The organism is Tropicimonas sp. IMCC34043 (genome assembly GCF_003390845.1).
Lineage (GTDB): Bacteria > Pseudomonadota > Alphaproteobacteria > Rhodobacterales > Rhodobacteraceae > Tropicimonas.
In genome coordinates, this window is the sequence record NZ_QMEK01000001.1 from 1,801,768 (window position 1) to 1,824,870 (window position 23,103).

A 23,103-nucleotide genomic window follows, 5' to 3' on the forward strand; every position below is an offset into this window, starting at 1 on the left:
CCCCGAACGACCGGCTGCGTCAGGGAGGAACATCGTGTCGGACAAGGTGCTTGTTCTTGGGATCGGCAACGTCCTCTGGGCCGACGAGGGCTTTGGCGTGCGCTGCATCGAGAGGCTGGCGGAAAGCTGGTCCTTGCCGGGCAATGTCACGCTTCTCGACGGTGGCACGCAGGGGCTGTACCTGCTGCCGTTCCTCGAACAGGCCGACCGGATGATCGTGTTCGATGCGGTCGACTATGGCCTGACGCCCGGCACCCTGAAGATCGTCGAGGGCACGGACGTCCCGGCGTTCCTGGGTGCGAAAAAGATGTCGCTGCACCAGACCGGTTTTCAGGACGTGATCGCGACGGCGCAACTGATGGGCTATTGCCCCGAGCTGCTGTTGCTGATCGGCTGCCAACCCGAAGAGCTGGAAGATTACGGCGGCGGGCTGCGCGATGTCGTGGCAGCACAGGTCGACCCGGCCATCGCTGTTGCCATCGACCGGCTGCGGGCCTGGGGCCTCGATCCGGTTCCCGGCATCTCGACCACCGGCGATCTGACCGATCCCGCAATCCGCCGCGACGCCTATGAAAGCGGCCGGCCCTCGGCCGCCGAGGTCTGCCGCACCGGCGACGCCCGGTTCTTTCCCAAGGGGGCCTAGGCGATGTGCATGGGCATTCCGCTGCGGATCGACCGGGTCGAGGGGATCGTCGGGCTGGCGATGGATGGCCAGGCGCTGGTGCCCGTCGATCTGTCGCTGACCGGTCCGGTGCCGGCCGGCACCTGGGTGCTGAGCTTTCTCGGCGCCGCCCGCGAAGTGATCGGGTCCGAGGAAGCCGCCCGCATCCTTGCCGCGCTCGACGGGCTGCGCGCGGTCATGGCGGGCGGCACGGTCGGCGATGCGTTCGCCGATCTGGAGGCATCCGGCCCGCGCCTGCCTGCACATCTGCAGGCGGCGCTGGCGGCCGGCAGGACAACCGGGTGAGGAGAGCGACATGGGACATCCGCTGATCGACAGGCTGACCGAGGATCTGGGCTGGCCGCTGCTGGACCGGGCCGAGGACATCGCACGATTCACGGCATCCGACGATGCCCGGGTGCTGTTCGTGCCGGGCGACCCGGCGCGCAACCTCGAAAGTGCCGATGTGGCGGTAATCCTCCCGGAACTGCGCATGGCCTTTCAGGGCCGGTTCGACTGTGCCGTCGTCGGCACTACGGTCGAGGCCGAGGTGCGCGAGCAGACCGGGGTGTTGAAGACCCCGAGCCTGATCTTCTTCCGCGCCGGCCGCCAGATCGGCGCGGTGCCCAAAGTTCGCGACTGGGACGATTACATCCTGCGGATCGGACAGATCCTGTCGCGCAAAGACGCGGCCTGAGGGAGAGAGACAGAATGGCAGGCAATTTCGTTCTTCCGCCGACCGGCTTCGGGCCGGGATCGCAACTGACCGGGGCCGAGGGCGCGGAGCTGGAATACATGCCGCTTCCGCAGGACATGCGCACCTATGTGCCCCGCGTCCCCGAGGTGGCTGATCCCGCGCCTCTATCCGCCGGGATCGCGCGGCTGGCCCGGATGGCGGCGGCGGCGGGTGCGGGCCACTGCGCCACCTTCGATCTCTCGGACCTCGATGCCGCCAACCGGGCGCTGGTGAGCGAAACCTTGGGCGAGGGCGAGGTTTCGGCCAGAATCCACGGCATTCCGGCCCTCGCCGTGCAGGAGAGCGTCTTTGCCGGGATCTGGGTGCTGAAGGGTGCGGACACAGATATGGCCGAAGTCGGGCCGGTGCCTGCACAGGCAAGGACCCGCGCGTTCCATCCGCGCCGCCCGGCAAGGTCGCTTGCGGCGCCGCTGCCCCCGGGCGTGGTCAATGCCCCGCCGCTTGTGACCGAGTTGCAGGATAGATCCGCGCTCTGGCGTGCCGGCATGGCGCCGCATGTGGTCAACCTGACCCTGTTGCCCCACACCGAACAGGATCTTGCCTTTCTGGACGAGGCCCTCGGGCGCGGCTCGGTCGAGGTGCTGTCGCGCGGCTATGGCAATTGCCGGCTGACGGCCACCGCACTTGCCCATGTCTGGCGGGTGCAATTCTTCAACTCGATGGATACGCTGATCCTCGACACGTTCGAGGTGACCGACATGCCCGAGGTCGCGCTGGCCGCCGCCGAGGATCTGGCCGACAGCGCAGAGCGGTTGAACGAGGTTCTGGAGGCACTGGCATGACCCGGTTCGAAGGTTCTTATGGCGGCGAGGCCGGGCGGATTTCGGACCTCGCCGTGCTCGAATGCAAGATCTGCTGGACGAGCTATGACCCCGATACGGGCGACGACAGCCGGCAGGTCGCGCCCGGCACGCCGTTCGGCGCGCTGCCCGAGGATTGGTCCTGCCCGAATTGCGGCGCGCCGAAGGAACAGTTCATGGTGCTGCGCGATCCGGGCGCGGCGGACCTGCAGCAGGCGGCCCGGATCCGCGCCCGCACCGAGCCGCTGGTTGCCGACTTCACCGAGATCTGGAATGGCAAGATGCGCGATGTGCCGCTGGTCAACCGGCTGCTGCGGATCGAGGCGGTCGGGTTCATCGAGCACGAGGGGCGGCCGCTGGGCGTGCTGATCTCGCCCTGGTTCATGAACCTCGTGTTGCTGCCAGCCGAGGCCGAGGATTGGTCCGGGCTGGTGGCGGGCGAGACCGAGGTGATCGGGTTCCCCTCGGGCGAGTACGAATTCCTGCACAACACCCGCGAGACCGTCGGCGGCTACAAGGCCTGTTCGCTGGTCTCGCCGATGGGCGAATACAGGAGCCAGGCGCAGGCGGTCGAGGTCGCGCGCGCCATCATGGCCGCACTGTTCGATCCGGCCCATCGCGCCGAAACCGACCGCAGCGTCGAAATCCGGGCTGCCCGGGAACAGGATCTGGCAGCCCGGCAGGCAAGGGCCGAGGCCGCCGCGGCCCCGACCCGGCGGCAGGTTCTGTCGGGCGGCGTGGCAGCCGTGCCGCGAGCCGGGGCCTGACATGCTGAACCGGGCAACCGAACCGCAGCGCCTGGAACCCGTGATCGCGCCCGCGCTGCCGATTGCGGGGATCGTTGTCGGCAGGCCGGTGGCCGAGGTCGTGGCGCTGGTCCCGCGGTTGTTCAACCTGTGCCGCGCGGCGCAGGAGATGGCGCTGCATCTGGCGCTCGATCTGCCGTTGCCCAACCCGCGGCAGGCGCTGACGGCCGAGATCCTGCGCGAGCATGTGTTCAAGCTGTGCCTCGTTTGGCCGCGGGCGCTTGGCCTTCCGGGGGCGGGGCTGCCGCCGGACTGGCAGGCCGGGGGGCGGGCGTTGGCCGAACGGCTTTTCGGCCCGGCCTGCGCCTTGCCGCAGACCGCGGACGGGATCGCCCGGTTCCTTGGATCGGGGCATGGCGTGGCGCCCATGCTGCGCCGGATCGCTGACAGGTTCGGCCCGGGCGAGGCGGCCTGTCCCGCCCTTCCCGGCCCTTCGGCGCGCTCGGTCTTTGCCGATCCGGTGATCGAGAACTCGACCGCCGCGCGCCATGTGAAGGCGCCGGCCATGCGGGCCATCGAGGCCCGCCATGGCCGCGGCCCGCTCTGGCGGGCCTGGGGCCGGGCCATGGACCTGGAAACGATCCTCGCCGGGCACCTGCCCGCGCCGCAGCGGATCGGTCCGGTGGCGCTCGTCCCGGCAGCGCGCGGGCTTTACGCGGTCGAGGCGGCATCCGAGGGCGGCCGCATCACGCGGTTTGCCCGAATGACCCCGACCGACCATCTGGTGCGACCGGGCGGCGTGCTGCGCGGATGCCTTGCCAGCCTTCCGGCCGACCGACAGGGGCTGGCGCCGCTGTTGCTCGAGATCCTCGACCCCTGCACGCCCATCGCGTTACGCGAGGTGGCGCATGCATGAGATGTCGCTTTGCGAGGGGATCCGCCGGATCGTCGAGGATCAGGCCAGCCTGAAAGGGTTTGCCCGGGTCCGGCGGCTGCGGCTCGAAATCGGGCAGTTTGCCGGGGTCGAAAAGGCGGCGCTGAACTTTGCCTTCGAGGTCGTCATGCGCGGCTCGGCCGCCGAGGATGCGGTGCTGGAGATGATCGATATCCCGGGCAAGGCCATGTGCTACGATTGCATGAAAGAGGTCGAAATCCCCGACAGGCTCGCCCCCTGCCCCGACTGCGGCGGCGGCAAGCTGATGCCGACGGGCGGCGAGGAAATGCGGATCAGGGACATGGAGGTGGTGTGATGTGCAATGTCTGCGGATGCGGTGACGGATCGATCGAGGGCCATGGCCACGACCATCACGGCCACCACCACGGCCACCATCACCACGGGACCGGCGGCGACCTGCACTATGGCAGCGGGCCCGCAGGCGTTGCGGTGCCGGGGATGAGCCAGGAACGGCTGATCGAGATCGAGACAGACATCCTGTCGAAGAACAACGGCTATGCCGCCGCCAACCGGGCGCGGCTGGCCGCGGCCGGGGTCTTTGCGGTCAATCTGGTTTCCTCGCCCGGCTCGGGCAAGACCAGCCTGCTGTGCCGCACCATCGGGATGCTGGCAGGCCAGCCGCTGGCGGTGATCGAGGGCGACCAGCAGACCGCCAACGACGCCGACCGGATCCGGGCCACCGGAGCCGCGGCGGTGCAGGTCAACACCGGCAAGGGCTGCCATCTCGACGCCCATATGGTGGGCCATGCGCTGGATCATCTGGCCCCTGCCCCCGCCTCGCTGCTGTTCATCGAGAATGTCGGCAATCTGGTCTGCCCGGCGGGGTTCGATTTGGGCGAGGATTGCAAGGTGGCCATCCTCTCGGTCACCGAGGGCGAGGACAAGCCGCTGAAATACCCCGACATCTTCACCGCCTCGCGGCTTGCGCTGCTCAACAAGACCGACCTTGCCCCGCATTGCGATGTCGACATGGACCTCTATGAGGCGAACCTGCGCCGGGTGAATCCGGGGATCGAGATCCTGCGGGTTTCGGCACGAACGGGCGAAGGGATGGCGGCCTGGTGCGGCTGGCTGCGCGCCGAGCTTGTGGCCAAGCGGACGGCGGCCGAGGCGGCGCAATGAACCGGGGGTCCGGCAACATCGCCTGCAAGGCCGCAAAGCGGTTCGGAGCGCGCCCGCAATGACCGCGCTGCCCACCGTCCTGCTGGTCGATGACGAGGAACATTCGCTCGCCGCCATGCGCATGGCGCTCGAGGACGATTTCGAATGCCTTTGCGCAATCGGCGCCGAGCCGGCGGTGGCGCTGATGGAACAGCAGGACGTTCAGGTGATCTTCTGCGACCAGCGGATGCCCGGACGATCGGGCGTCGCGTTCCTGTCGGAAGTGAGGGAGCGCTGGCCCGAGACGGTCCGGATCATCATTACCGGCTACACCGAAACCTCGGACATGATCGCCGCGATCAACGATGCGGGGATCTATCAGTTCCTGACCAAGCCCTGGCATCCCGATGCGCTGCTGATGGCCGCAAAGAATGCCGCCGATCTGTTCCGTCTGGCGCGCGAACACGACCGGATGTCGCTGGAAATGCGGCTGCTCAGCCGGACCGCAGAATCAAAGCTCGAATGGCGGCGCAAGGAGCTGCGCGAGGGCCTCGGGTTCGAGAACGTGCTGCGGGCGCCCAATTCGCCGATGAATGCCCTGATCGCGCAGGCACGCCAGTTCGCCAGTTTCGATGTGCCGCTGCTGCTGACGGGCGAACCGGGCACCGGCAAGACGGCGCTGGCGCGGGCGATCCATTATGGATCGCTGCGCTCGGATCAGCCGTTCCATGCGCTGAACTGCGTCGGCGCGCCCGACGATCAGTTGCAGATCGAGCTGTTCGGCGCCCGGCGCGGGGCGCTGCCCGGCGCGCCCACGAACCGGATCGGGCTGCTCCAGAAGGCCGACCGCGGCACCCTGTTCCTGAACGGGATCGAAACGCTCTCGCCCGCGATGCAGCTTTGCCTGTTGCGGGTGGCGGCGCAGGGCGTTTATCGGCCGCTCGGGGCGCATGACGAACAGACCACCAATGTGCGCCTGCTGACCGGCAGCAACCGCGACCTGCGGGCCGAGGTCGCCGACGGCCGGTTCCGCGCCGATCTGCTCTATGCCCTGTCGACTGCCGAACTGTCGCTGCCGCCCCTGCGCGCCCGGCCCGGCGATGTCGCCGTTCTGGCGCAGCATCTGCTTTACGAGCTTTCCAGCGAACATGGCAAACCGGTGCTGGGGTTTTCCGATACGGCGTTGGAGTTTCTCGAAAACTATGACTGGCCCGGCAACCTGCGCGAGCTTCGCAACGAGGTGACGAGAATGCTGATCTTTGCGCAATCCAGCACGCTCGGGCCCGAACTGATCTCGCGCCACATCCTGCAGGCCGACCCGGGCGAGGCCAGCATGGACCGCAGTGCCGAGGCGGTTCTGGCCGGCGAGGGCACCCTGCGCGACCGGGTCGAACTGATCGAGAAGCGCATCCTGCGCGAAACCCTGACCCGGCTGAAATGGAACAAGAGCCGGGCTGCCGCCGAACTGGGGCTGAGCCGGGTCGGGCTGCGGGCAAAGCTCGACCGCTATGGCGTGGTGTCGCCGCATTCCGTCGCCGCCGATGACACCGCCGAAGACGAGGAGGAACGCTAGATGTGCCTGGGAATACCTGGACAGATCGTGGGGATCGTCGACGAGGACCGGCAGATGGCCATGGCCGAGGTTTCGGGCGTGCGCCGCGAGGTTTCGGTGGTCTGCGTCGCCGATGGCCCGCTTGAGACGTTGATCGGAACCTGGGTGCTGATCCACGTGGGCTTTGCCATGAGCCGGATCGACGAGGACGAGGCCGCGCGGACACTCGAGGCGCTGCGCGAACTGGGCGAGGCACAGGAGGCGCTGGAGGCCATGGCGGCCGGCGCCGCGGCGCTGGAGGGACGGGCATGAGATATGTCGAGGAATTCCGCGATCCGCAGGCCGCGAAGTCGCTGCTGTCCCGCATCGCCGCCACCGCCGATGCCATCGGTGCGACAAGGGCAAAGCCCGTGCACATCATGGAGATCTGTGGCGGACATACCCACGCGATTTTTCGATACGGTCTCGACCGGCTGATCCATGAGGGGGTCGAGTTCATCCACGGTCCCGGCTGCCCGGTCTGCGTGCTGCCGCGGAGCCGGGTCGACGAATGCGTCCTGCTGGCCGAACGGTCCGAGGTGATCTTTACCACCTTCGGCGACGCCATGCGGGTGCCGGGCACCCGCAAATCGCTGATCCAGGCCAAGGCCGAGGGTGCCGATGTCCGCATGGTCTATTCCCCGCTCGACGCATTGGAACTGGCGCGGCGCAATCCGGACCGCGAGGTCGTGTTCTTCGGCCTCGGGTTCGAGACGACGACACCGTCGACCGCGCTGACCATCCGGCAGGCCGCGCGCGAGGGGCTGGGCAACTTCACCGTCTTTTGCAACCACATCACCGTGCCGCCGCCGATCCGGGTGCTGCTGGAGGACCCGCACATGATGCTCGACGGGTTTGTCGGCCCCGGCCATGTCTCGATGGTGATCGGCACGCATCCCTATGATTTCATCGCCCGGGACTATGGCAAGCCGATCGTTGTGGCGGGGTTCGAGCCGCTCGACCTGCTGCAATCCGTGCTGATGGTGCTGGAGCAGATCCGCGACGGCCGGGCAGAGGTGGAAAACCAGTATGCCCGTGTGGTGCCCGAACATGGCAACCCGGTGTCGCTTGCGGCCATCGCCGATGTCTATGAACCGCGGCCAAGTTTCGAATGGCGCGGCCTTGGCGAGATCGACGCCAGCGGGCTGCGCATCCGCGATGCCTATCGTGCCTTCGACGCCGAGGTGAAGTTCGCCATCGGCTATGGCGCGGGTCCGCGCGCGGTGGCCGAACCGGAGGGCTGCGCCTGCGGGCAGGTGATGACCGGACGGATCAAGCCCGTGGCCTGCCCGCAGTTCGGCCTTGGCTGCACGCCCGAGATGCCTTTGGGCGCGCTCATGGTCTCCTCCGAAGGCGCCTGCGCGGCCTATTACCAGTATGGCGGCGCCCGCGCGGCGAGCCAGGTTCAGGAGCCCGCCGAATGAACGCCCCGACCCGGCCGCGGATGCGCGACACCCGCATCACCCTTGCCCATGGCGGCGGCGGCAAGGCGATGCGCGAGTTGATCGAAACCGTCTTTACCAGCGCCTTCGAGCCGGCCTCGATGGAGGATCAGGCGCGCCTGACCGATGCGGCCCTCGCCCAGCCCGGCGCAAGGCTCGCCTTTACCACCGACAGCTTCGTGGTCGATCCGGTCGAATTTCCGGGCGGCGACATCGGCACGCTCGCGGTCTGCGGCACCGTCAACGACCTTGCGGTCGGCGGCGCGCGGCCGCTGTGGCTGTCGGCCGCCTTCATTATCGAGGAAGGCACGGAAATTGCCCTGCTGGAACGGCTTGTGGCCTCGATGAAGGCCGAGGCGCGCGCGGCCGGAGTGCGGATCGTCACCGGCGACACCAAGGTTGTCGGCCGCGGCTGTGCCGACAAGGTCTTCATCACCACCGCCGGCATCGGGGTGATCCCGCCCGGACGCGACCTGCGGGCCGACGCGATCCGTCCCGGCGATGTGGTGCTGGTCAACGGGTTGCTCGGCGATCACGGCACGGCGATCCTGACAGCGCGCGGCGACATGGCGTTGTCGGCGGATATCCGGTCGGATTGTCAGGGGCTCGGGCATCTGATGGAGGCGGTGCTGGCGGCAGCCCCCGGCGTGCGCGCGGCGCGTGACGCGACCCGCGGCGGCATCGCCTCGGCGCTGAACGAAATGGCCGAGGCCGCGGGCGTGGCGGTCGAGCTGGACGAGACCGCCCTGCCCCTGCGTGCCGAAGTGCGCGGGATGTGCGAGATCCTCGGCCTCGACCCGCTTTATCTTGCGAACGAAGGCACGCTGGTGCTGTTTGTGCCAGAGGATCAGGCGGCTGCCGCGCTCTCTGCAATGCGCGCCACCCCGGCCGGGCGGGAGGCGGTGGCAATCGGTCATGCCCATGCCGGGATCGCCGGAAGGGTAACGCTGCGCAGCGCCTTTGGCGGCGCGCGGATCGTCGACATGCTGGTTGGCGAACAATTGCCGCGCATCTGCTGAGCGGACGCAACCGTCCCGGCGGATCGTGGCGCGGCTTTGATGCCACGCCGCCCGTGCCGCGCTCAGATCCGCGTCAATGCGCCAAGCAGCGGATTGGACGACGAGGCAAGCGCCGACAGCAGCGACCCGCGCGCACCTTCGATATGGGCCGTCATCGCCTCCCGCGCCAGCGCGGGCTCGCGCAAGGCAAGGACCCGAACGACCTCGCGATGATCCTTGTGATCGCGGGGATAGCCGGCGGGGGCCGACCATTCGAGGTAGAACAGCCGGTCGTATTCGCGAATGGCCTGGACGAGCGCCAGATGCAGCCGGTGGCTGCGCGCCGCGATTGCCACCGATTCATGAAAGACGTTGTTGATCAGCCCCTGCCGAGACACTGCCTCGAAATCATCCCCGGGGATCGCGTCGTGTTCCGATGACGAGAATTCTGCAAGCTCGCGGAGCGCGGCAATTTCCGCGTCGGTCGCGCGGGTGGCGGCCCGTTCGGCGCTGGCACCTTCGATGACCAGCCTGAAATCAAAGGCGTCGTTGATGTCGGCGACATGGATCGGCCTGACGGTATAGCCGCGCCGCGGGATCGCCTGAACCAGACCTTCGACCTGCAGGCGCAACAACGCTTCGCGCACCGGCGTCTTGCTCATCCCGAGCTGTTCGGACAGGTCGGCCTCGATGAACGTCGTCCCGGGCAGCAGCTTGCAGGTCACGATACGCTGACGGATCGCGGCATAGGCCTGATCGGTCAGCGACTCCGGTTTTCGAGGCGCGCAGTCTTCGGTCGAATCGAGATGAAAGAACCTGCTTGCGCCCGGATTGCCATCTATCACGTCAAGCTCCCCCCAACTTGTCAGTTTTTTCGGCAATGTGCTGCATCTCTCCGTCTGCACCCGCCAAGGATTCATAAAACACGTGCGGAGATTTTCCAATATATCTCTAAGTATATCACAAGAAGTATCTTGGAATTTTATAACAGGGAGCCGCGTATACATGGGCAGTTATCTCGTCCGACGCTTCGTTCTGGCGCTGCTCGTGCTCTGTCTGGCGCTGCTGATCCTGTTCCTGCTGATCTATGCGGTGCCCGGCGATCCGGCGACCATCGCGCTTGGGCCGCGGGCGAGCGAGGCGCAGAAGCTGCTGTTCCGCGAACGCATGGGGCTCGACGATCCCCTGGTCGTTCAGGCCGTCCGCTATATCGGGCTGATGCTGCGCGGCGACATGGGGACCGATATTCTCAGCCAGCGCCCAGTCGCGGATCTGGTGCTGGCGGCGCTGCCGCGCACGGTGCTTCTGGCCCTGGTCGGGCTTGGCTGGGCGGTTGCGCTCGGCCTGCCGCTCGGCGTCGTGTCGGCGCTCAACCCCAACAGCTGGATCGACCGTGTGGTCGGCGTCATCTCGACCAGTGTGGTGGCGCTGCCGTCCTTCCTGATGGCGATCTACGGGCTGATGCTGTTTTCGGTCACGCTGGGCTGGTTCCCGGCGATCGGGGCGGGCGAGCCCGGCGATTTCGGCGATCAGGTCAGGCATCTGGTGCTGCCGGCGCTGGCCGTCGGCATTGCCTGGGTGGGCTATATCGCCCGGCTGGTCCGGGTCTCGATGCTCGAGGTGCTGGGCGAGAACCATGTCAAGACCTACCGCGCCTTCGGGGTGTCGAACCTGCGCATCGCGCTGCGCTTCGTGCTGCCCATCGCCGTCGTGCCGGTGTTGTCGGTGCTGGGCGTCGGCATGGGCAACCTGCTGTCGGGGGCGGTGCTGGTCGAGGTGGTGTTCTCGCGCCCGGGCCTTGGCTCGCTCGCCTATGACGCGGTGGTCAGCCGGAACTTCCCGGTGCTGTTCGGCTCGGTCGTGGTGACGACCGCGCTTTACGTCACCGCGAATTTTCTGACCGACACCGCAATCGCGCTGCTTGACCCGCGCATCGTCGAGGAAGGATAGCCATGACCGACGCGAGCCTCGCCGTACCCCGCAGCCGCCGCCCGTCGCTGGGCCAGTCCGGCGCGATCCTGCGCCGCCTTGCAAGCAGCCCTGCCGGGGCAATCTCGCTTGGCTTCATCCTGCTGCTTTTTGCGGTGGCGATCTTTGCACCGCTGGTCGCGCCGTTCGATCCCATCGCAATTGCGCCGCGCGACCGGATGCAACCGCCCAGCGCCGTCCATTGGCTGGGCACCGACCAGCTTGGCCGCGACGTTCTCAGCCGTCTGATATTCGGCACGCGCACGGCGCTGCAGGTGGCACTTGCGGGCACCGGCGGGGCGTTTCTGGTGGGTATGTGCCTTGGCATGGTGTCGGGGCTGGGGCCGAAATGGATCGACAGCCTGCTGGTGCTGCTGAACGACTCGCTCAAGGCGCTGCCGCTGATCCTGTTCGCGCTGGCACTGGTGTCAATCTATGGGCCCTCGATGGTCACGCTCGGCGTCATCATCACCTTGTCGATGGCGCCGGGATATTTCCGGGTCGTGCGCAATCAGGTTCTGGTGCTGCGCAATGCCGACTATGTCGTCGCGGCACAGGCCATGGGCGCCTCGTGGCTGCGCCAGTCGATGACACACCTGCTGCCCAACCTGATCGGGCCGATCCTTGTGCTGATCGCGATGGATATCCCGGCGGTGATCGGCATTGAATCCGGCCTCAGTTTCCTGGGTCAGGGGGTGCAGCCCCCGAATGCAAGCTGGGGCACGATGTTGTCCGAGGGCTATGCCTATCTGCGACAGGCGCCGCATATCGCGCTGACCGCAGGGGCGCCGATCGTGCTGGCCACCATCGCCTTCACCTTCTTCGGCGAGGCGCTGCGCGATGCGCTCGACCCGCGCGGCGCGGGGGACAGGCGATGAGCGCGGTTCTCTCGCTTGAATCGGTCAGCGTCCTTTATCGAAAGGGCCGCACCATGGTTCCGGCCGTGCGTGACGTGACGCTCGAGATCGGTCGCGGCGAAACGCTGGGACTGGTCGGCGAAAGCGGATCGGGCAAATCGAGCCTTGCCACCGCGATCACCGGACTGTTGCCAAGCGGCGGCCGGGTCGATGGCACGGTGCGCTTCGAGGGCAGCGACCTGACGGGCCTTGCCGCCAGCGACCGCCGCCGGCTGCGCGGCACCGCCATCGCGACCATCGCGCAGGATCCCTTCACCTCGCTCAACCCCGTCGTCCGGATCGGCCGGCAACTGGTCGAATTCCAGCACTGGCAGACCGACCGCAGCCGCGCCGAACGCTGGCGCCGCGCCGCCGAGATGCTGGCGCAGGTCGGTCTGTCGGACCCCGAAGCGCGGATGCGGCAATATCCGCACCAGCTGTCGGGCGGGATCCGTCAGCGCGTTGCGATTGCCGCGGCCCTGCTGGTAAATCCGCGGCTGCTGATCGCGGACGAGCCGACAACCGCGCTCGATGCCACGACCGAGGACCAGATCATCGGGCTGATCCGGAATGCGCGGCAGGCGATCGACGGCGCCGTCGTCTTCATCACCCACGACATGAGCGTGGTGCGAAGGCTCTGTGACAGGGTCGCGGTGCTCTATGCCGGCCAGGTGGTCGAAACAGGACCCGTCGGAACCGTCCTTGGCGATCCCCGGCATCCTTATACCAAGGCACTGCTGGCCTGCGACCCGGCGGGCATCGAGACGCCGACACGCCTTCTGCCGACCATTCCGGGCACAGTGCCGGCGCCCGGCAACCTGCCGCCCGGCTGCGTCTTTGCCCCGCGCTGCACCGCCGCCCTGCCCGTCTGTTCACAACGGTCCCCGCGCCCGAGTGCGGCCGGACCCGGCCACAGCGCAGCCTGCCATCTGATGGGGACAGCATGACCGAGGCGACACCCCTTCTGGAGATCAACGACCTCGTCGTGCGCTATCCCGCCGGGACAGTCTTCGACCGGCTCACCGGCGGGCCGCGCGATATCACTATCCTGCCCGGCACCAGCCTGCGCATCGCGCCGGGCGAGACGCTGGGTCTGATCGGCGAGAGCGGCAGCGGCAAGACCACGCTGGGGCGGGCCGCGGTCGGGCTGGCACCGATTTCGGGCGGGACGATCCGGATCGGCAAGGACGTCACCTCGCTCAGCGGCGGGCAGACGTGGGCGCGGATGCGGCGCAGCGTCGGGCTGATGTTTCAGGATCCGGTCGCAGCGCTCGACCCGCGGATGCGGCTGGGCCAGTCGGTGACCGAACCGCTGGCGATCACCGGTCAGCTCGGCCGCGACCGCACTGCACGGGCTATCGAACTGCTCGCGCAGGTCGGGCTGTCGGCCGATTTCGCCAACCGTTTTCCGCACGAGGTTTCGGGTGGACAGGCGCGGCGGGTGACGGTGGCGCGCGCGCTGGCGCTCGACCCGCCGCTTGTGATCGCCGACGAACCCACAGCCGGGCTCGACCTGTCAGTGCAGGGCGAACTTCTGAACCTTTTGAACGACCTGCAGCAGCGGCTGCGCGTCAGCTTTCTGATGATCACCCACAACCTCGCCGTGGCGCGCCATGTCACCGACCGGATCGCGATCATGTACCTCGGGCGGATCGTCGAAACCGGCCCGACGGCCGCGATCTTCGCGCGCCCGGCCCATCCCTATACCCGCGCCCTGCTGCGCACGCGGGACCGGGCAGATGGCACAAGCGCGGACATTGCCGGTGAAGTGCCGAGCCTACGCGCCCGGCCGGCGGGGTGCGAGTTTCATACCCGCTGTCCGCTCGCGACCGACCACTGCCGCACCACGGCACCGTCCCACAGCCTCGCCGGCGCCGATCATCTGGTGACCTGCCACCGGGCCGCCGAGGTGCAGGCCGCAGCGACAGGCCCTGCCCCGGCCACAGAGGCCAACAATTCGACCACCACCCGAATACTCAAAACGGAGATCTGAAGTGACGGAATTCAGGATCAATCGGCGCGATCTGATGCGCCGGCTCGGCGCCGGCGGCCTGGCGCTTTCGGCAAGCAGTCTTCTCGGCGCGGGCGCCGTCATCTCGCAGGAGGCGCGCGTCCTGCGCATCCGCAACGATGGCGATATCCGCCGCCTCGATCCGGCGACCCGCGGCGGCTGGTACGACGAGACGGTGATGTTCGCGATCTTCTCGGGCCTCGTGCGCTATGCCCCGGGCGAAAAGTGGGCCATCGAACTCGATGCCGCCGAAAGCCTCGATGACAGCGATCCGCTGAACATCGCATTCACCCTTCGACCCGGCATCATGTTCACCGGCGGTTATGGCGAACTGACCGCCGAGGACGTGAAATTCTCGTACGAACGCTTCCTCGATCCGGCGGTCGACGCCGTCTATGGCTCGGACTGGGGCGCACTGGCCGAAGTCGAGGTGACCGGGAAATACTCCGGCATCATCCACCTCAGCCGTCCCTTCGCGCCGCTTTTCACCTCGACCATGCCGCACGCCTCGGGGCTGATCCTCAGCAAGGCCGCGCTCGAAGGCTCGGGCGAAGCGGTGATCGGCACCGATCCGCTGGCCTGTTCGGGCCCCTACCAGCTGGCCGAATGGCGTCCGCGCGAAATGATCCGGCTGACCCGCAATCCGGGCTGGACCGGCCCTGTGCCCTATTATGACGAGATCCAGCTTCTGCCGATCGCCGATCTGACCTCGGCCGAGACCGCCTTTGACGCGGGCGATCTGGACGTGACGCAGATCGCGGTCAATTCGATCCCGGTGCGCAACCCCGCCGCCGACAAGCTCGTGGTCAAGCCGGCCCTGGCCTACACCTGGCTTGGCATGAACGTCGAGAACGAGACGCTGAGCGATATCCGGGTGCGCCGGGCGATCCAGCAGGCGATCGACGTGCAGGAGGTGGTCGAGGCAACCTTCGGCGGTGCCGTCACCCCGGCCTTTGGCTTGGTGCCGCCGCCGCTGCTGGGCGCGCGCGACGCCGATCTTTATCCGTTCGATCCCGCGGCGACCAAGGCGCTGCTGGCCGAGGCGGGGGCCGAAGGGCTGACGCTGACGCTCTCCTTCGGGGCCGATCCCGACCTGATGATCGCGGCGCAGGTGATCCAGGCCCAGTTGGCCGCCGTTGGCATCACGCTGCAGATCCGTTCGATGGACAGTGCAACCCTGACAGCCCAGCAACAGGACAATGCCGGCGGCAGCTACAAAGAGGTCGAGCTGTTCTTCACCACCTTCACCACCGCGCCCGACCCGAGCTGGGTCACCGAATGGTTCACCTGTTCGCAGGTCGGTGTCTGGAACTTCCAGCGCACCTGTTCCGAGGACTGGGACGCCAAGAACGCCGCCGCCGCAGAGGAGACCGACCCGGCCGTCCGCAACCAGATGTACATCGAGTTGCAGGATGCCCTGGAAGAGACCGGCGCCTATGTCTTCCTTTATCACGGAGTCAACGCCTGGGTGGCAGGCCCGAAGGTGACCCCGGCCTATAGCGCCGATGCCCAGTGGGCGCTGCTGCGCGATTTCACCGGCGCCTGACCCCTGTAAACCCGGGCGGGGCCATTTGCGCCGCCCGGGCCTTCATCCCTTGACAGAAACCACCCGGTGCCACCGGCATCGGCAGGAGTGTTCCAGACGTGTCCATCCCTCTCGGGCAGTTGCCGGCCGCCGCGCGCTGGCAGCGGGCCTTTCGTGCCCTGCGCGAACCGGCCTATCGGCGCTATTTCCTGGCGCAGATCCCGCTGGTCGTGGGCAACTGGATCCATTCCATCGCGCTCGGCTGGCTGATGTGGAAGCTCAGCGCCTCGCCCTTGATGCTTGGGGTTCTGGCGGTCTGCGATCTCGGGCCGACCTTCCTTCTCGGGCCGATCACCGGCACGCTGGTCGACCGGCTCGACCGGCGCCGGCTGTTGCTGGTTCTGCTGTGCCTCAACTTCGGCCTCGTCACCACGCTTGCCGTGGTGGCGATCCTTGGCAAGGCGACCATCGGGCTGCTGCTGTTGCTGACGCCGATGATCGGCATCATCCAGGCCTTCGACAGCCCGACCCGTCAGGCGCTGGTGGCCGAGCTTGTGCCGCCGGGGGATCTGCGCAACGCGCTGGCGCTGAACTCGCTGCTGTTCAACTCGGCACGGCTGATCGGCCCGGCGGTCGGCGGCGTGGTCGCGGCCTCGCTGGGCGAGGGCTGGGCCATGCTGCTCAAGGCGATCTCGTTCCTTGCCCCGATCTATGTTGTCGCCACCATGCGCCTGCCGCGCGCCGAACCGATCAGCCGCGGCCGGTTTTTCGACGACATGCGCAGCGGGCTGAACTTCGTGCGCGGCCATTCCGAGGCGGCACGCATCCTCGTGCTCGTCGGCATCTGCAGTTTCACCTCGGTGCCCTATTTCTCGTTCCTGCCGGTGCTGGCGGGCGACATGCTGGGGGCGGATGCCGGACTTGCCGGCCTGTTGATGAGCATCACGGGCATCGGTGCCGTGGCCGCGGGCTTGACGCTGACCTTCGGCGACCGGCTCGACCAGATGCGGATCTGGCCGGTCTGGTCGGCCTTCCTGCTCGGCCTGCTGCTGATCGGGATGGGCCTGTCGCGCCAGATCTGGCTGACCGCCTTGCTGGCACTGCCGATGGGTTTTGCAATCCTGTCGCAGAACCTTGCCTCCAACACCATGCTGCAGCATTTCGCGCCGCCGGGATACCGCGGCCGGGTGATGGCGCTTTATTCCATGATGATGCTCGGCACCGTTCCCATCGGCTCGCTGATCGCAGGCTGGCTGGCTGGCCGCATCGGCATGCCAGCGGTCTTTGTCATCGGCGGCGCGATCTGTTCGGCAACAGCACTTGCCGCCGCCGCCCACCGTGCCCGAACCCCGGGCGATTTCTATACCGACCCGGGTTCCGAAACCCCCGAACGCAACGCCGCCAACGCGGCCCACAGCATTCCGCCGGCGCCCTGAGCCTGGCCCCGCGAAGAACGAGGAGACCCATCATGCAGAACTATTCGGTCAGCGTCACAGGCGACGCACCGGCGCCCTTCCGGCAGATCACAATTCCGATGTCGGACGGGACGGTCCTGACCGGGCGGCTGTGGCTGCCCGAGACGCCGCTTGCCGACAAGGTGCCGCTGGTCCTCGAATGGATCCCCTATCGTCAGTCCGACGGCACAGCGCTCGCCGACAGCATGATGCACGGGTATTTCGCAGAATCCGGCATCGCCGCCGCCCGGGTCGACCTGCGCGGATCGGGCAATTCCGAAGGGCTTTTGCACGACGAATACCTCAAGCAGGAACAGGACGATGCCTGCGAGGTCATCGCCTGGTTCGCCGCGCAGGACTGGTGCAACGGCAATGTGGGCTTGATCGGGATCTCGTGGGGCGGCTTTGCCGGGCTGCAGATCGCCGCCCGCCGGCCGCCCGCGCTGAAGGCGATCATCACCGCCTGTTCGACCGACAACCGCTATACCGACGATGTGCATTTCATGGGTGGCACGCTGCTGAGCGACGGAATGCAGTGGGGCGCGGGACTGTTTGCACAGCTTGGCCGCCCGGCCGATCCCGAACACGTGGGCGCGCGCTGGCGCGAGATCTGGATGAACCGGCTGGAGGGGATCGAGACCCCGCCCCTTGCCACCTGGATGTCGCACATGGAGCGCGATGCCTTCTGGAAGCATGGCTCGGTCTGCGAAAACTATGACGACATCGCATGCCCGGTCTGGGCGGTCGGCGGTTGGGTCGATGGCTACACCGATCCGATCCTGCGGCTGATGGAAAACCTCAGCGTCCCCCGCAGGGCGCTGATCGGGCCATGGACCCACATGTACCCGACCTGGGGCCAGCCCGGACCCAAGATCGGGTTTCTGCAGGAATGCATGCGGTGGTGGCGCCACTGGCTGATGGACGAAGACACCGGCATCATGAATGAGCCGATGCTGACGCTCTGGCTCGGCAAGGATCCAAAGCCCGACACCCGCAACCCCGAGATCGAGGGCCGCTGGATCGGCCTGCCCGCCTGGCCACCCACCGCGCCGGAACAGGTACTCTATCCCGACGACCGCCGGCTTGCCCCGGCGCGCGGCGCGACCGAGGACACCATCGTGGTCGACAGCCCGCTGACACTCGGCACCTGGGGGGGCGAATGGTGCCCGCTCGACGGTGGCGGCAACGGGCCGGAGTTCGCCGCCGATGCCCGCGCCGACGATGGCATGTCGCTGTGTTTCGAGACCGCACCGCTGACCGAACCGGTCTTTCTGGTCGGGATGCCGCGTCTCGCGCTGCGGCTGTCGTTCGAGGGGCCGCGCGCCCTGCTGGTGCTGCGCCTGAACGAGGTTGCGCCCGACGGCACCTCCGCCCGGGTCAGCTATACCCTGCGGCGGCTGAAACGGCCCGAGGGGGTCGCGGCGGGCGAGGCCTTCGAGGTCGAGATACCGCTGAAGGGTGTGGCGCATGAGTTTGCCCCCGGATGCCGGATCCGGCTGGCGATCTCGACCAGCTACTGGCCAATGGCCTGGCCGGAGCCCGCGCAGAACGCGGTGACGATCCACCCCGGCAGCATGTCGCTGCTGCTGCCCGGCATGCCGCCCGAGGCGATCCATGACCAGCCGGAGTTCGGCCCGCCGATCCATGCCTGTCCCGTGCCCTCCGAGGTGCTGGTCCCCGGCCAGATCAGCCGCGACGTGACCTGGGATCTTGCCAGCGGGCGGGTCGAGCTGATCTCGCGCAGCAAGCGGGCGACCTGGGTTCTGGACGGGCAGACCATGGGGGGCGAAGGCGGCCATGCCTATGCCATCGACCCGGGCGACGGCGCCTCGGCCCGGGCGCGGTTCCACAGCATCCAGCGATATGATCGCGAGGGATGGTCGGTCCGGCTCGAAACCTCGTCGCTGGTCTATTGGGAGCAGGGCAAGATGGTACTCGATTCAAGCTATGAGGCTTTCGAGGGCGACGAACAGGTGTTCACCCGCACCTGGAAGCATCACTTCGACTATTGATCGAAGTCCCCCGCATCGGCGCGCTGCGTCCGTTGCGGGGGAGGCCATCGCCCGGCCAACCAGCGCCGGGCGGGCGTCAGAGAAGATCCGCGAGGGCGCTTGCAAGACGCTCTCGCACGGCGGTAACGGCGGCATCGCCCGGCGTTGCCGGTTTGTATTCCAGCCCGATCCGGCCCTTGTAGCCGTTTTCCAGCATCCACCGCAGGCCGCGTTCCAGCCCGACCCGGCCTGAGCCCGGCTCATTGCGGCCCGGGTGATCGGCGACATGGGCGTGAACCACGCGGTCGACCCGGCCCGCCAAAACCGTTTCGACCGCTTCGTCCATCACCGCAGAGTGATAGAGATCGAACAGGATGCCGACCTCGGGCCGCGCCACCGCGTCAACGATATCGAGCGCCTCTGTCGTCGCATCGAGGAAATATCCCACATGATCGACCCGCGTGTTGAGCGGCTCGAGCCCCAGCACCACACCGCTGCCCGCGACGACATCGGCCCCGGCCGAAAGCGCGTCGGTCAGCGCGGAGGCCTGATCTTCGTGCGACACATCCGGCAGCAGGTTGCCCGCCTGGACGATCAGCACCGGCGCCCCGAACCTGTTGGCCGTTTCAACCGACCGGGCAAGGCCGTCGCACCACGCCTGATGGTTGCGCCGGTCGGTCAGCCAGATCATCGGCTCGGCAACGAACCCGGCAATGGACACACCGCTGTCGCGCGCCTGCCGCGCCATCTCCTCCACCGGCTTGTCGGACCAGAGCCAGAATTCCACCGCGTCGAATCCGGCCTCGGCGGCACGGCGGATGCGGTCGGCATGGGTCTCGCCCGGATGCGCGAAGAGCAGGTCAATACAAGCTGAAAACCGGGTCATTCGGGTGTCCTCATTCTGGGTGCAATCCTGTCCTGCGGGTCGAGACGCAGCAATGCAATTTTAAATGTCTCACTATGTGGTCATATACGTCATTATTTGACACACTCGCGGAAGGAGCCTAGGAAGTCCACAGCGATTGTCGGGCTCCCTTGCCGAATGCTGCCATCGCGGCCGGACAAGCGAAAATCGAGCGGTGCGCCCGCGCCGCGTGACCATCCGAAGCCGAAGGGAACCCGTAAAATGGCCGATCTGCAAGAAACCTATGCGCAGGCCTTTGCCGACATGCCGCTGGTTGCGATCCTTCGCGGCATCGCCCCGGCCGAAGTCGAGGCCGTCGCCGATTGCCTGATCGAGGCAGGCTTTCGCTTTATCGAAGTGCCGCTCAACTCGCCCGATGCCTTCACGTCGATTTCCCGGCTGGCGGCCCGGCTGCCCGACGAGATCCTCGTGGGCGCCGGCACCGTTCTGAGTCCGGACGATATTGTCCGCCTTGCCGATGCCGGCGGCCGTCTGATGGTGTCGCCCAACGTGAACGCCGCTGTGATCGGGGCTGCGCGTGCGCGCGGCATGATCGCCTTTCCCGGCGCGATGACACCGACGGAATGCTTTGCCGCACTCGATGCTGGGGCGCACGCGGTCAAGATCTTCCCCGCCGGGCGCCTCGGCCCGGACTATCTGTCCGATATCGGCGCCGTCCTGCCCCATGGCACCCGGCTCTTGCCGGTCGGTGGCGTCGATCGCTCGAACATGGCGGCGTTCATGGCAAAGGGCGCGGCGGGATTCGGCTTTGGCTCGACCCTCTACAAGGTTGGCAGGCCGGTGGCGGAAATCGGGGAACTGGCGCAGGCGCTGGTCACCGAATTTCGCAGGATCGTCGCGGCGCGGGCCTGAGCGGGCGATGGCGAAACAACGGGATCAGCAACCATGACTCCGGATAGCGGATCGACCGGCGAAGACACCAAGGCCACGGGGCGCGAGCCCGCCGCCGGCACGCAAAGCCTATTGCGCGGTCTCGCGATCCTCGACTGCGTGGCGGGCGGGATCGACGACGCCAAGGGCATCGCGGCCGCCCTTGGCAAGCCGCGCAGCACGGTTCACCGGATGCTCGCAGCCCTTGTCGCGCAGGGATACCTGCATCATCTGCCCTACAAGGGTTACATCATCGGACCAAAGCTGATCGGGCTGGGCCTCAAGGGGCTGGAGCAGCGACCGCTTGCCGAAATCGCGCGCCCGCACCTCGAGACGCTTGCCCGGGACACCAGCGACACCGTCCATCTGGCGGTGATCGAGGGCGAGGCGCTGGTCTATCTGGCCAAGCTGCCGGGCCTGCGCAGCCTTGAAATGCGCTCGCAGGTCGGCAAACGCATGCCCGTGGCCTCGACAGGGGTCGGCAAGGGCATGATGCTGGGGCTGCCCGGGGATAGCTGGCGCGGGTTCTATGACGCCGCGGTCGCGACCGAGGCGGCGCATCCGGCCCTGCCGCCCTGGGACGCTTATGCCGCGCGGATGGCACGCTATCGCCAGCAGGGCTGGGCGCTCGATTTCGAAGAGAACGAGATCGGCATCCGTTGCGTCGGCGCGCCCGTGTTCGACATGCGCAGCCGCGCGGTCGCCGGGATCAGCGTGGCCAGCGCCGTGCCCTTCATGCCGCCCGAGCGCATGGACCGTCTGGGGCCACGGGTGCGGGCAGCGGCCGACGCCATCTCAAGGGACCTCGGCTGGAGTGGAGAGACAATAACGTGACCGACAAGCTGATCGCTCTCGACTGGGGCACCTCCAGCCTGCGCGCCTTCCTGATGGATGCCAGCGGCGCCGTCATCGAAACCCGCGCCAGATCGGACGGCATCCAGGCACTCCGCAACCGTGGCGAGGCCGGGTTCCGCGAGACGTTTTCGGCGCTCTGTGGCGACTGGATCGGTCAGCACGGCATCCGCAAGGCCGTCGCCTGTGGCATGGTCGGCAGCGCGCAGGGCTGGCAGGAGGCGCCCTATGTCGCCTGCCCCGCCGATCTGGGCGAACTGGCCGGAAACGCCGTCACGATCGCGGCGCCCCATGGCGTGCGGCTGACCATCGCGCCCGGCCTCAGCTTTGAGGCGGCAGACGGCATCCCCGATGTGATGCGCGGCGAAGAGATCCAGATCGCCGGTGCGCTGGCGCAGACCACGGCCGGGACGACGCTGGCGATCCTGCCCGGCACCCATTCGAAATGGGTCGAGGTGGACGGCGCACGCATCCTGCGCTTTGCGACCTACATGACGGGCGAGCTGTTCGCGGTGCTGTCGGCGCAGTCTATCCTCGGCCGGTTGATGGAACCCGCATCCCCCGATGCGGCACAATCTGCCGAAGCCTTCCGCAAGGGGCTGGAGATCGCGCGGGACAGCCGCCCGGGCGACCTGCCCCACCAGCTTTTTGCCGTGCGCACACTGGGACTGTTCAAACGGATGGCGCCCGAGTGCCTTGCCGATTGCCTGTCGGGCATTCTGATCGGCGCCGAGATCGTCTCGGCCCGGGCGCGCTGGCAGACGCTGCTCCGGCCGGGCGCGCGCCAGCCGCTCCTGATCGGCGAAGGTCGGCTTTGCGCCCGCTATGCCGAGGCGCTGCAGGTCTTGGCCGGGGTGACGCCAGCGACGCTGGCCAACACCGCGCCCGCCGGTCTGTTCCAACTCGCCTGCGCCGCGGGGCTGATCGACAAGATCGCTTCGGTTCGAAAATAGCCGCCGGACACGGCGCAGCACAGATCGTGCGGGCGCCCGCACATCGAAGCGACGGTTTCCGCAAAGCGGGTGAACCGGCGTCGTCCCCTGCCGCGGTCGTCCTCAACTATTCAGAATGGACCACACCGGCCCTTGTACGGACGTCATGCAAAACGCCGTGGAGAATGTCGGTCCCTTCCGCGACGTACAGGTTCTGCCGCAGCAACTGCAGCAATGCCGCGCCACAGATTAGCCCCCAGACCAGCGCCGCACCGAAAGGCATGCCAGCGATCAGGCTGATCATGAACACGATGACTGCCGCCGCGCCTGTGCGAATGGCTGTTTGTTGCTTGGTATTGAACATTCTACTCGGTCCCGTTTTCCGTTCGGATGGGCAAAGTTTACGCCTCAAGAAACCACGCAGCCAAGCGTTTTCGGCCGTTTCGGAGGTCTTTTCAGAGGACTTTTCAGGGTCAGCCGGCGCGACAGCCCGCCCGTCCGGGCACGCGTTTTGCACCGGGTTGCGTCGCGACAGGCGACCTCCCGGACAGGTAAAATCAGTGCCATTCTGCCATGGAAAACCGCGCAAGACGTCGATCTCGACAGCGCCGCGGCATCCGCATTCCTG

The 23,103-nt window shown here is 67.4% G+C and carries 25 protein-coding genes; 22 read left to right on the plus strand and 3 right to left on the minus strand.

Annotation, left to right across the window (positions count from 1 at the left end; genetic code table 11):
• Nucleotides 1-34: 34 nt before the first annotated feature.
• From DQG17_RS08475 to hypE, 12 genes are read left to right on the plus strand one after another with little or no spacing between them, the layout of a single operon-like run.
• Nucleotides 35-643 carry a HyaD/HybD family hydrogenase maturation endopeptidase gene (locus DQG17_RS08475; protein WP_116132259.1) on the plus strand — a complete coding sequence of 203 codons (609 nt, stop codon included), beginning with the start codon at nucleotides 35-37 and terminating at the stop codon, nucleotides 641-643.
• Between the two features lie 9 nt (nucleotides 644-652).
• Entirely contained in the window at nucleotides 653-967 is a 315-nt protein-coding gene (locus tag DQG17_RS08480) for a HypC/HybG/HupF family hydrogenase formation chaperone (RefSeq protein ID WP_369908001.1), read from the plus strand.
• Between the two features lie 10 nt (nucleotides 968-977).
• Nucleotides 978-1,358, plus strand: a complete 381-nt coding sequence (locus DQG17_RS08485; protein WP_116132261.1) for a hydrogenase accessory protein — start codon at nucleotides 978-980, stop codon at nucleotides 1,356-1,358.
• 14 nt (nucleotides 1,359-1,372) lie between these two features.
• On the plus strand, nucleotides 1,373-2,200 hold the full coding sequence (locus DQG17_RS08490; protein WP_116132262.1) for a hydrogenase expression/formation protein: 828 nt from the start codon (nucleotides 1,373-1,375) through the stop codon (nucleotides 2,198-2,200).
• A complete protein-coding gene (gene hybE / locus DQG17_RS08495; RefSeq protein WP_116132263.1) occupies nucleotides 2,197-2,985 on the plus strand; it encodes a [NiFe]-hydrogenase assembly chaperone HybE in 789 nt (262 codons plus the stop codon). Before DQG17_RS08490 ends, hybE begins: the two co-directional genes overlap by 4 nt.
• A 1-nt stretch (nucleotide 2,986) precedes the next feature.
• On the plus strand, nucleotides 2,987-3,880 hold the full coding sequence (locus tag DQG17_RS08500; RefSeq protein ID WP_116132264.1) for a hydrogenase expression/formation protein HupK: 894 nt from the start codon (nucleotides 2,987-2,989) through the stop codon (nucleotides 3,878-3,880).
• Entirely contained in the window at nucleotides 3,873-4,214 is a 342-nt protein-coding gene (gene hypA / locus DQG17_RS08505; protein WP_116132265.1) for a hydrogenase maturation nickel metallochaperone HypA, read from the plus strand. Before DQG17_RS08500 ends, hypA begins: the two co-directional genes overlap by 8 nt.
• Nucleotides 4,214-5,041: a hydrogenase nickel incorporation protein HypB gene (gene hypB, locus DQG17_RS08510; RefSeq protein ID WP_116132266.1), complete on the plus strand. Its 828-nt coding sequence runs from the start codon at nucleotides 4,214-4,216 to the stop codon at nucleotides 5,039-5,041. Before hypA ends, hypB begins: the two co-directional genes overlap by 1 nt.
• Before the next feature lie 58 nt (nucleotides 5,042-5,099).
• Nucleotides 5,100-6,593, plus strand: coding sequence for a sigma-54 dependent transcriptional regulator (locus tag DQG17_RS08515; RefSeq protein ID WP_116132267.1), 1,494 nt, complete (start codon nucleotides 5,100-5,102; stop codon nucleotides 6,591-6,593).
• Nucleotides 6,594-6,884, plus strand: coding sequence for a HypC/HybG/HupF family hydrogenase formation chaperone (locus DQG17_RS08520; RefSeq protein WP_116132268.1), 291 nt, complete (start codon nucleotides 6,594-6,596; stop codon nucleotides 6,882-6,884).
• Complete coding sequence (gene hypD, locus DQG17_RS08525) at nucleotides 6,881-8,035, plus strand: hydrogenase formation protein HypD (protein WP_116132269.1); 1,155 nt, start codon at nucleotides 6,881-6,883, stop codon at nucleotides 8,033-8,035. Before DQG17_RS08520 ends, hypD begins: the two co-directional genes overlap by 4 nt.
• Complete coding sequence (gene hypE / locus DQG17_RS08530) at nucleotides 8,032-9,072, plus strand: hydrogenase expression/formation protein HypE (protein WP_198666055.1); 1,041 nt, start codon at nucleotides 8,032-8,034, stop codon at nucleotides 9,070-9,072. The genes hypD and hypE overlap by 4 nt, the downstream gene beginning before the upstream one ends.
• Nucleotides 9,073-9,134: 62 nt before the next feature.
• Here the strand turns inward: hypE and DQG17_RS08535 are convergent, their stop codons facing one another.
• A complete protein-coding gene (locus DQG17_RS08535; RefSeq protein WP_232829364.1) occupies nucleotides 9,135-9,896 on the minus strand; it encodes a GntR family transcriptional regulator in 762 nt (253 codons plus the stop codon).
• 160 nt (nucleotides 9,897-10,056) lie between these two features.
• Between DQG17_RS08535 and DQG17_RS08540 the strand changes: the two genes are divergently transcribed.
• From DQG17_RS08540 to DQG17_RS08570, 7 genes are all read left to right on the plus strand, one after another.
• Nucleotides 10,057-11,001, plus strand: coding sequence for an ABC transporter permease (locus DQG17_RS08540; protein WP_116132271.1), 945 nt, complete (start codon nucleotides 10,057-10,059; stop codon nucleotides 10,999-11,001).
• Between the two features lie 2 nt (nucleotides 11,002-11,003).
• A complete protein-coding gene (locus DQG17_RS08545) occupies nucleotides 11,004-11,897 on the plus strand; it encodes an ABC transporter permease (protein ID WP_116132272.1) in 894 nt (297 codons plus the stop codon).
• Nucleotides 11,894-12,862, plus strand: coding sequence for an ABC transporter ATP-binding protein (locus DQG17_RS08550; RefSeq protein ID WP_116132273.1), 969 nt, complete (start codon nucleotides 11,894-11,896; stop codon nucleotides 12,860-12,862). Before DQG17_RS08545 ends, DQG17_RS08550 begins: the two co-directional genes overlap by 4 nt.
• Nucleotides 12,859-13,908, plus strand: coding sequence for an ABC transporter ATP-binding protein (locus DQG17_RS08555; protein ID WP_116132274.1), 1,050 nt, complete (start codon nucleotides 12,859-12,861; stop codon nucleotides 13,906-13,908). The genes DQG17_RS08550 and DQG17_RS08555 overlap by 4 nt, the downstream gene beginning before the upstream one ends.
• Nucleotide 13,909: 1 nt before the next feature.
• Nucleotides 13,910-15,472: an ABC transporter substrate-binding protein gene (locus DQG17_RS08560; protein ID WP_116132275.1), complete on the plus strand. Its 1,563-nt coding sequence runs from the start codon at nucleotides 13,910-13,912 to the stop codon at nucleotides 15,470-15,472.
• A gap of 98 nt (nucleotides 15,473-15,570) precedes the next feature.
• A complete protein-coding gene (locus DQG17_RS08565; RefSeq protein WP_232829365.1) occupies nucleotides 15,571-16,887 on the plus strand; it encodes an MFS transporter in 1,317 nt (438 codons plus the stop codon).
• Between the two features lie 32 nt (nucleotides 16,888-16,919).
• Nucleotides 16,920-18,917, plus strand: a complete 1,998-nt coding sequence (locus DQG17_RS08570; protein WP_116132277.1) for a CocE/NonD family hydrolase — start codon at nucleotides 16,920-16,922, stop codon at nucleotides 18,915-18,917.
• Nucleotides 18,918-18,993: 76 nt separating this feature from the next.
• Here the strand turns inward: DQG17_RS08570 and DQG17_RS08575 are convergent, their stop codons facing one another.
• Nucleotides 18,994-19,782 carry a TIM barrel protein gene (locus tag DQG17_RS08575; protein ID WP_116132278.1) on the minus strand — a complete coding sequence of 263 codons (789 nt, stop codon included), beginning with the start codon at nucleotides 19,780-19,782 and terminating at the stop codon, nucleotides 18,994-18,996.
• Between the two features lie 240 nt (nucleotides 19,783-20,022).
• Between DQG17_RS08575 and DQG17_RS08580 the strand changes: the two genes are divergently transcribed.
• Genes DQG17_RS08580 through DQG17_RS08590 form a run of 3 tightly spaced genes read left to right on the plus strand, consistent with a single transcriptional unit; the run spans nucleotide 20,023 to nucleotide 22,496 of the window.
• Complete coding sequence (locus DQG17_RS08580) at nucleotides 20,023-20,673, plus strand: 2-dehydro-3-deoxy-6-phosphogalactonate aldolase (protein ID WP_116132279.1); 651 nt, start codon at nucleotides 20,023-20,025, stop codon at nucleotides 20,671-20,673.
• Between the two features lie 33 nt (nucleotides 20,674-20,706).
• Nucleotides 20,707-21,525, plus strand: a complete 819-nt coding sequence (locus DQG17_RS08585; RefSeq protein WP_116132280.1) for an IclR family transcriptional regulator — start codon at nucleotides 20,707-20,709, stop codon at nucleotides 21,523-21,525.
• On the plus strand, nucleotides 21,522-22,496 hold the full coding sequence (locus DQG17_RS08590; protein ID WP_232829366.1) for a 2-dehydro-3-deoxygalactonokinase: 975 nt from the start codon (nucleotides 21,522-21,524) through the stop codon (nucleotides 22,494-22,496). Before DQG17_RS08585 ends, DQG17_RS08590 begins: the two co-directional genes overlap by 4 nt.
• 106 nt (nucleotides 22,497-22,602) lie before the next feature.
• Here DQG17_RS08590 and DQG17_RS08595 read toward each other — a convergent pair whose 3' ends face one another.
• Nucleotides 22,603-22,839 (minus strand): hypothetical protein, encoded by a 237-nt coding sequence (locus DQG17_RS08595; RefSeq protein WP_116132281.1) that lies wholly within the window; start codon nucleotides 22,837-22,839, stop codon nucleotides 22,603-22,605.
• Nucleotides 22,840-23,103 lie beyond the last annotated feature (264 nt).

What these genes read in the sequence shown, in the direction of transcription:
- DQG17_RS08480 (WP_369908001.1), top strand. Translation starts at nt 653, where the DNA reads ATGGGCATTCCGCTGCGGATCGACCGGGTCGAGGGGATCGTCGGGCTG.
- DQG17_RS08485 (WP_116132261.1), top strand. Translation starts at nt 978, where the DNA reads ATGGGACATCCGCTGATCGACAGGCTGACCGAGGATCTGGGCTGGCCG.
- DQG17_RS08490 (WP_116132262.1), top strand. Translation starts at nt 1,373, where the DNA reads ATGGCAGGCAATTTCGTTCTTCCGCCGACCGGCTTCGGGCCGGGATCG.
- hybE (WP_116132263.1), top strand. Translation starts at nt 2,197, where the DNA reads ATGACCCGGTTCGAAGGTTCTTATGGCGGCGAGGCCGGGCGGATTTCG.
- DQG17_RS08500 (WP_116132264.1), top strand. Translation starts at nt 2,987, where the DNA reads ATGCTGAACCGGGCAACCGAACCGCAGCGCCTGGAACCCGTGATCGCG.
- hypA (WP_116132265.1), top strand. Translation starts at nt 3,873, where the DNA reads ATGCATGAGATGTCGCTTTGCGAGGGGATCCGCCGGATCGTCGAGGAT.
- hypB (WP_116132266.1), top strand. Translation starts at nt 4,214, where the DNA reads ATGTGCAATGTCTGCGGATGCGGTGACGGATCGATCGAGGGCCATGGC.
- DQG17_RS08515 (WP_116132267.1), top strand. Translation starts at nt 5,100, where the DNA reads ATGACCGCGCTGCCCACCGTCCTGCTGGTCGATGACGAGGAACATTCG.
- DQG17_RS08520 (WP_116132268.1), top strand. Translation starts at nt 6,594, where the DNA reads ATGTGCCTGGGAATACCTGGACAGATCGTGGGGATCGTCGACGAGGAC.
- hypD (WP_116132269.1), top strand. Translation starts at nt 6,881, where the DNA reads ATGAGATATGTCGAGGAATTCCGCGATCCGCAGGCCGCGAAGTCGCTG.
- hypE (WP_198666055.1), top strand. Translation starts at nt 8,032, where the DNA reads ATGAACGCCCCGACCCGGCCGCGGATGCGCGACACCCGCATCACCCTT.
- DQG17_RS08540 (WP_116132271.1), top strand. Translation starts at nt 10,057, where the DNA reads ATGGGCAGTTATCTCGTCCGACGCTTCGTTCTGGCGCTGCTCGTGCTC.
- DQG17_RS08545 (WP_116132272.1), top strand. Translation starts at nt 11,004, where the DNA reads ATGACCGACGCGAGCCTCGCCGTACCCCGCAGCCGCCGCCCGTCGCTG.
- DQG17_RS08550 (WP_116132273.1), top strand. Translation starts at nt 11,894, where the DNA reads ATGAGCGCGGTTCTCTCGCTTGAATCGGTCAGCGTCCTTTATCGAAAG.
- DQG17_RS08555 (WP_116132274.1), top strand. Translation starts at nt 12,859, where the DNA reads ATGACCGAGGCGACACCCCTTCTGGAGATCAACGACCTCGTCGTGCGC.
- DQG17_RS08570 (WP_116132277.1), top strand. Translation starts at nt 16,920, where the DNA reads ATGCAGAACTATTCGGTCAGCGTCACAGGCGACGCACCGGCGCCCTTC.
- DQG17_RS08575 (WP_116132278.1), bottom strand. Translation starts at nt 19,782, where the DNA reads ATGACCCGGTTTTCAGCTTGTATTGACCTGCTCTTCGCGCATCCGGGC.
- DQG17_RS08580 (WP_116132279.1), top strand. Translation starts at nt 20,023, where the DNA reads ATGGCCGATCTGCAAGAAACCTATGCGCAGGCCTTTGCCGACATGCCG.
- DQG17_RS08585 (WP_116132280.1), top strand. Translation starts at nt 20,707, where the DNA reads ATGACTCCGGATAGCGGATCGACCGGCGAAGACACCAAGGCCACGGGG.
- DQG17_RS08595 (WP_116132281.1), bottom strand. Translation starts at nt 22,839, where the DNA reads ATGTTCAATACCAAGCAACAAACAGCCATTCGCACAGGCGCGGCGGCA.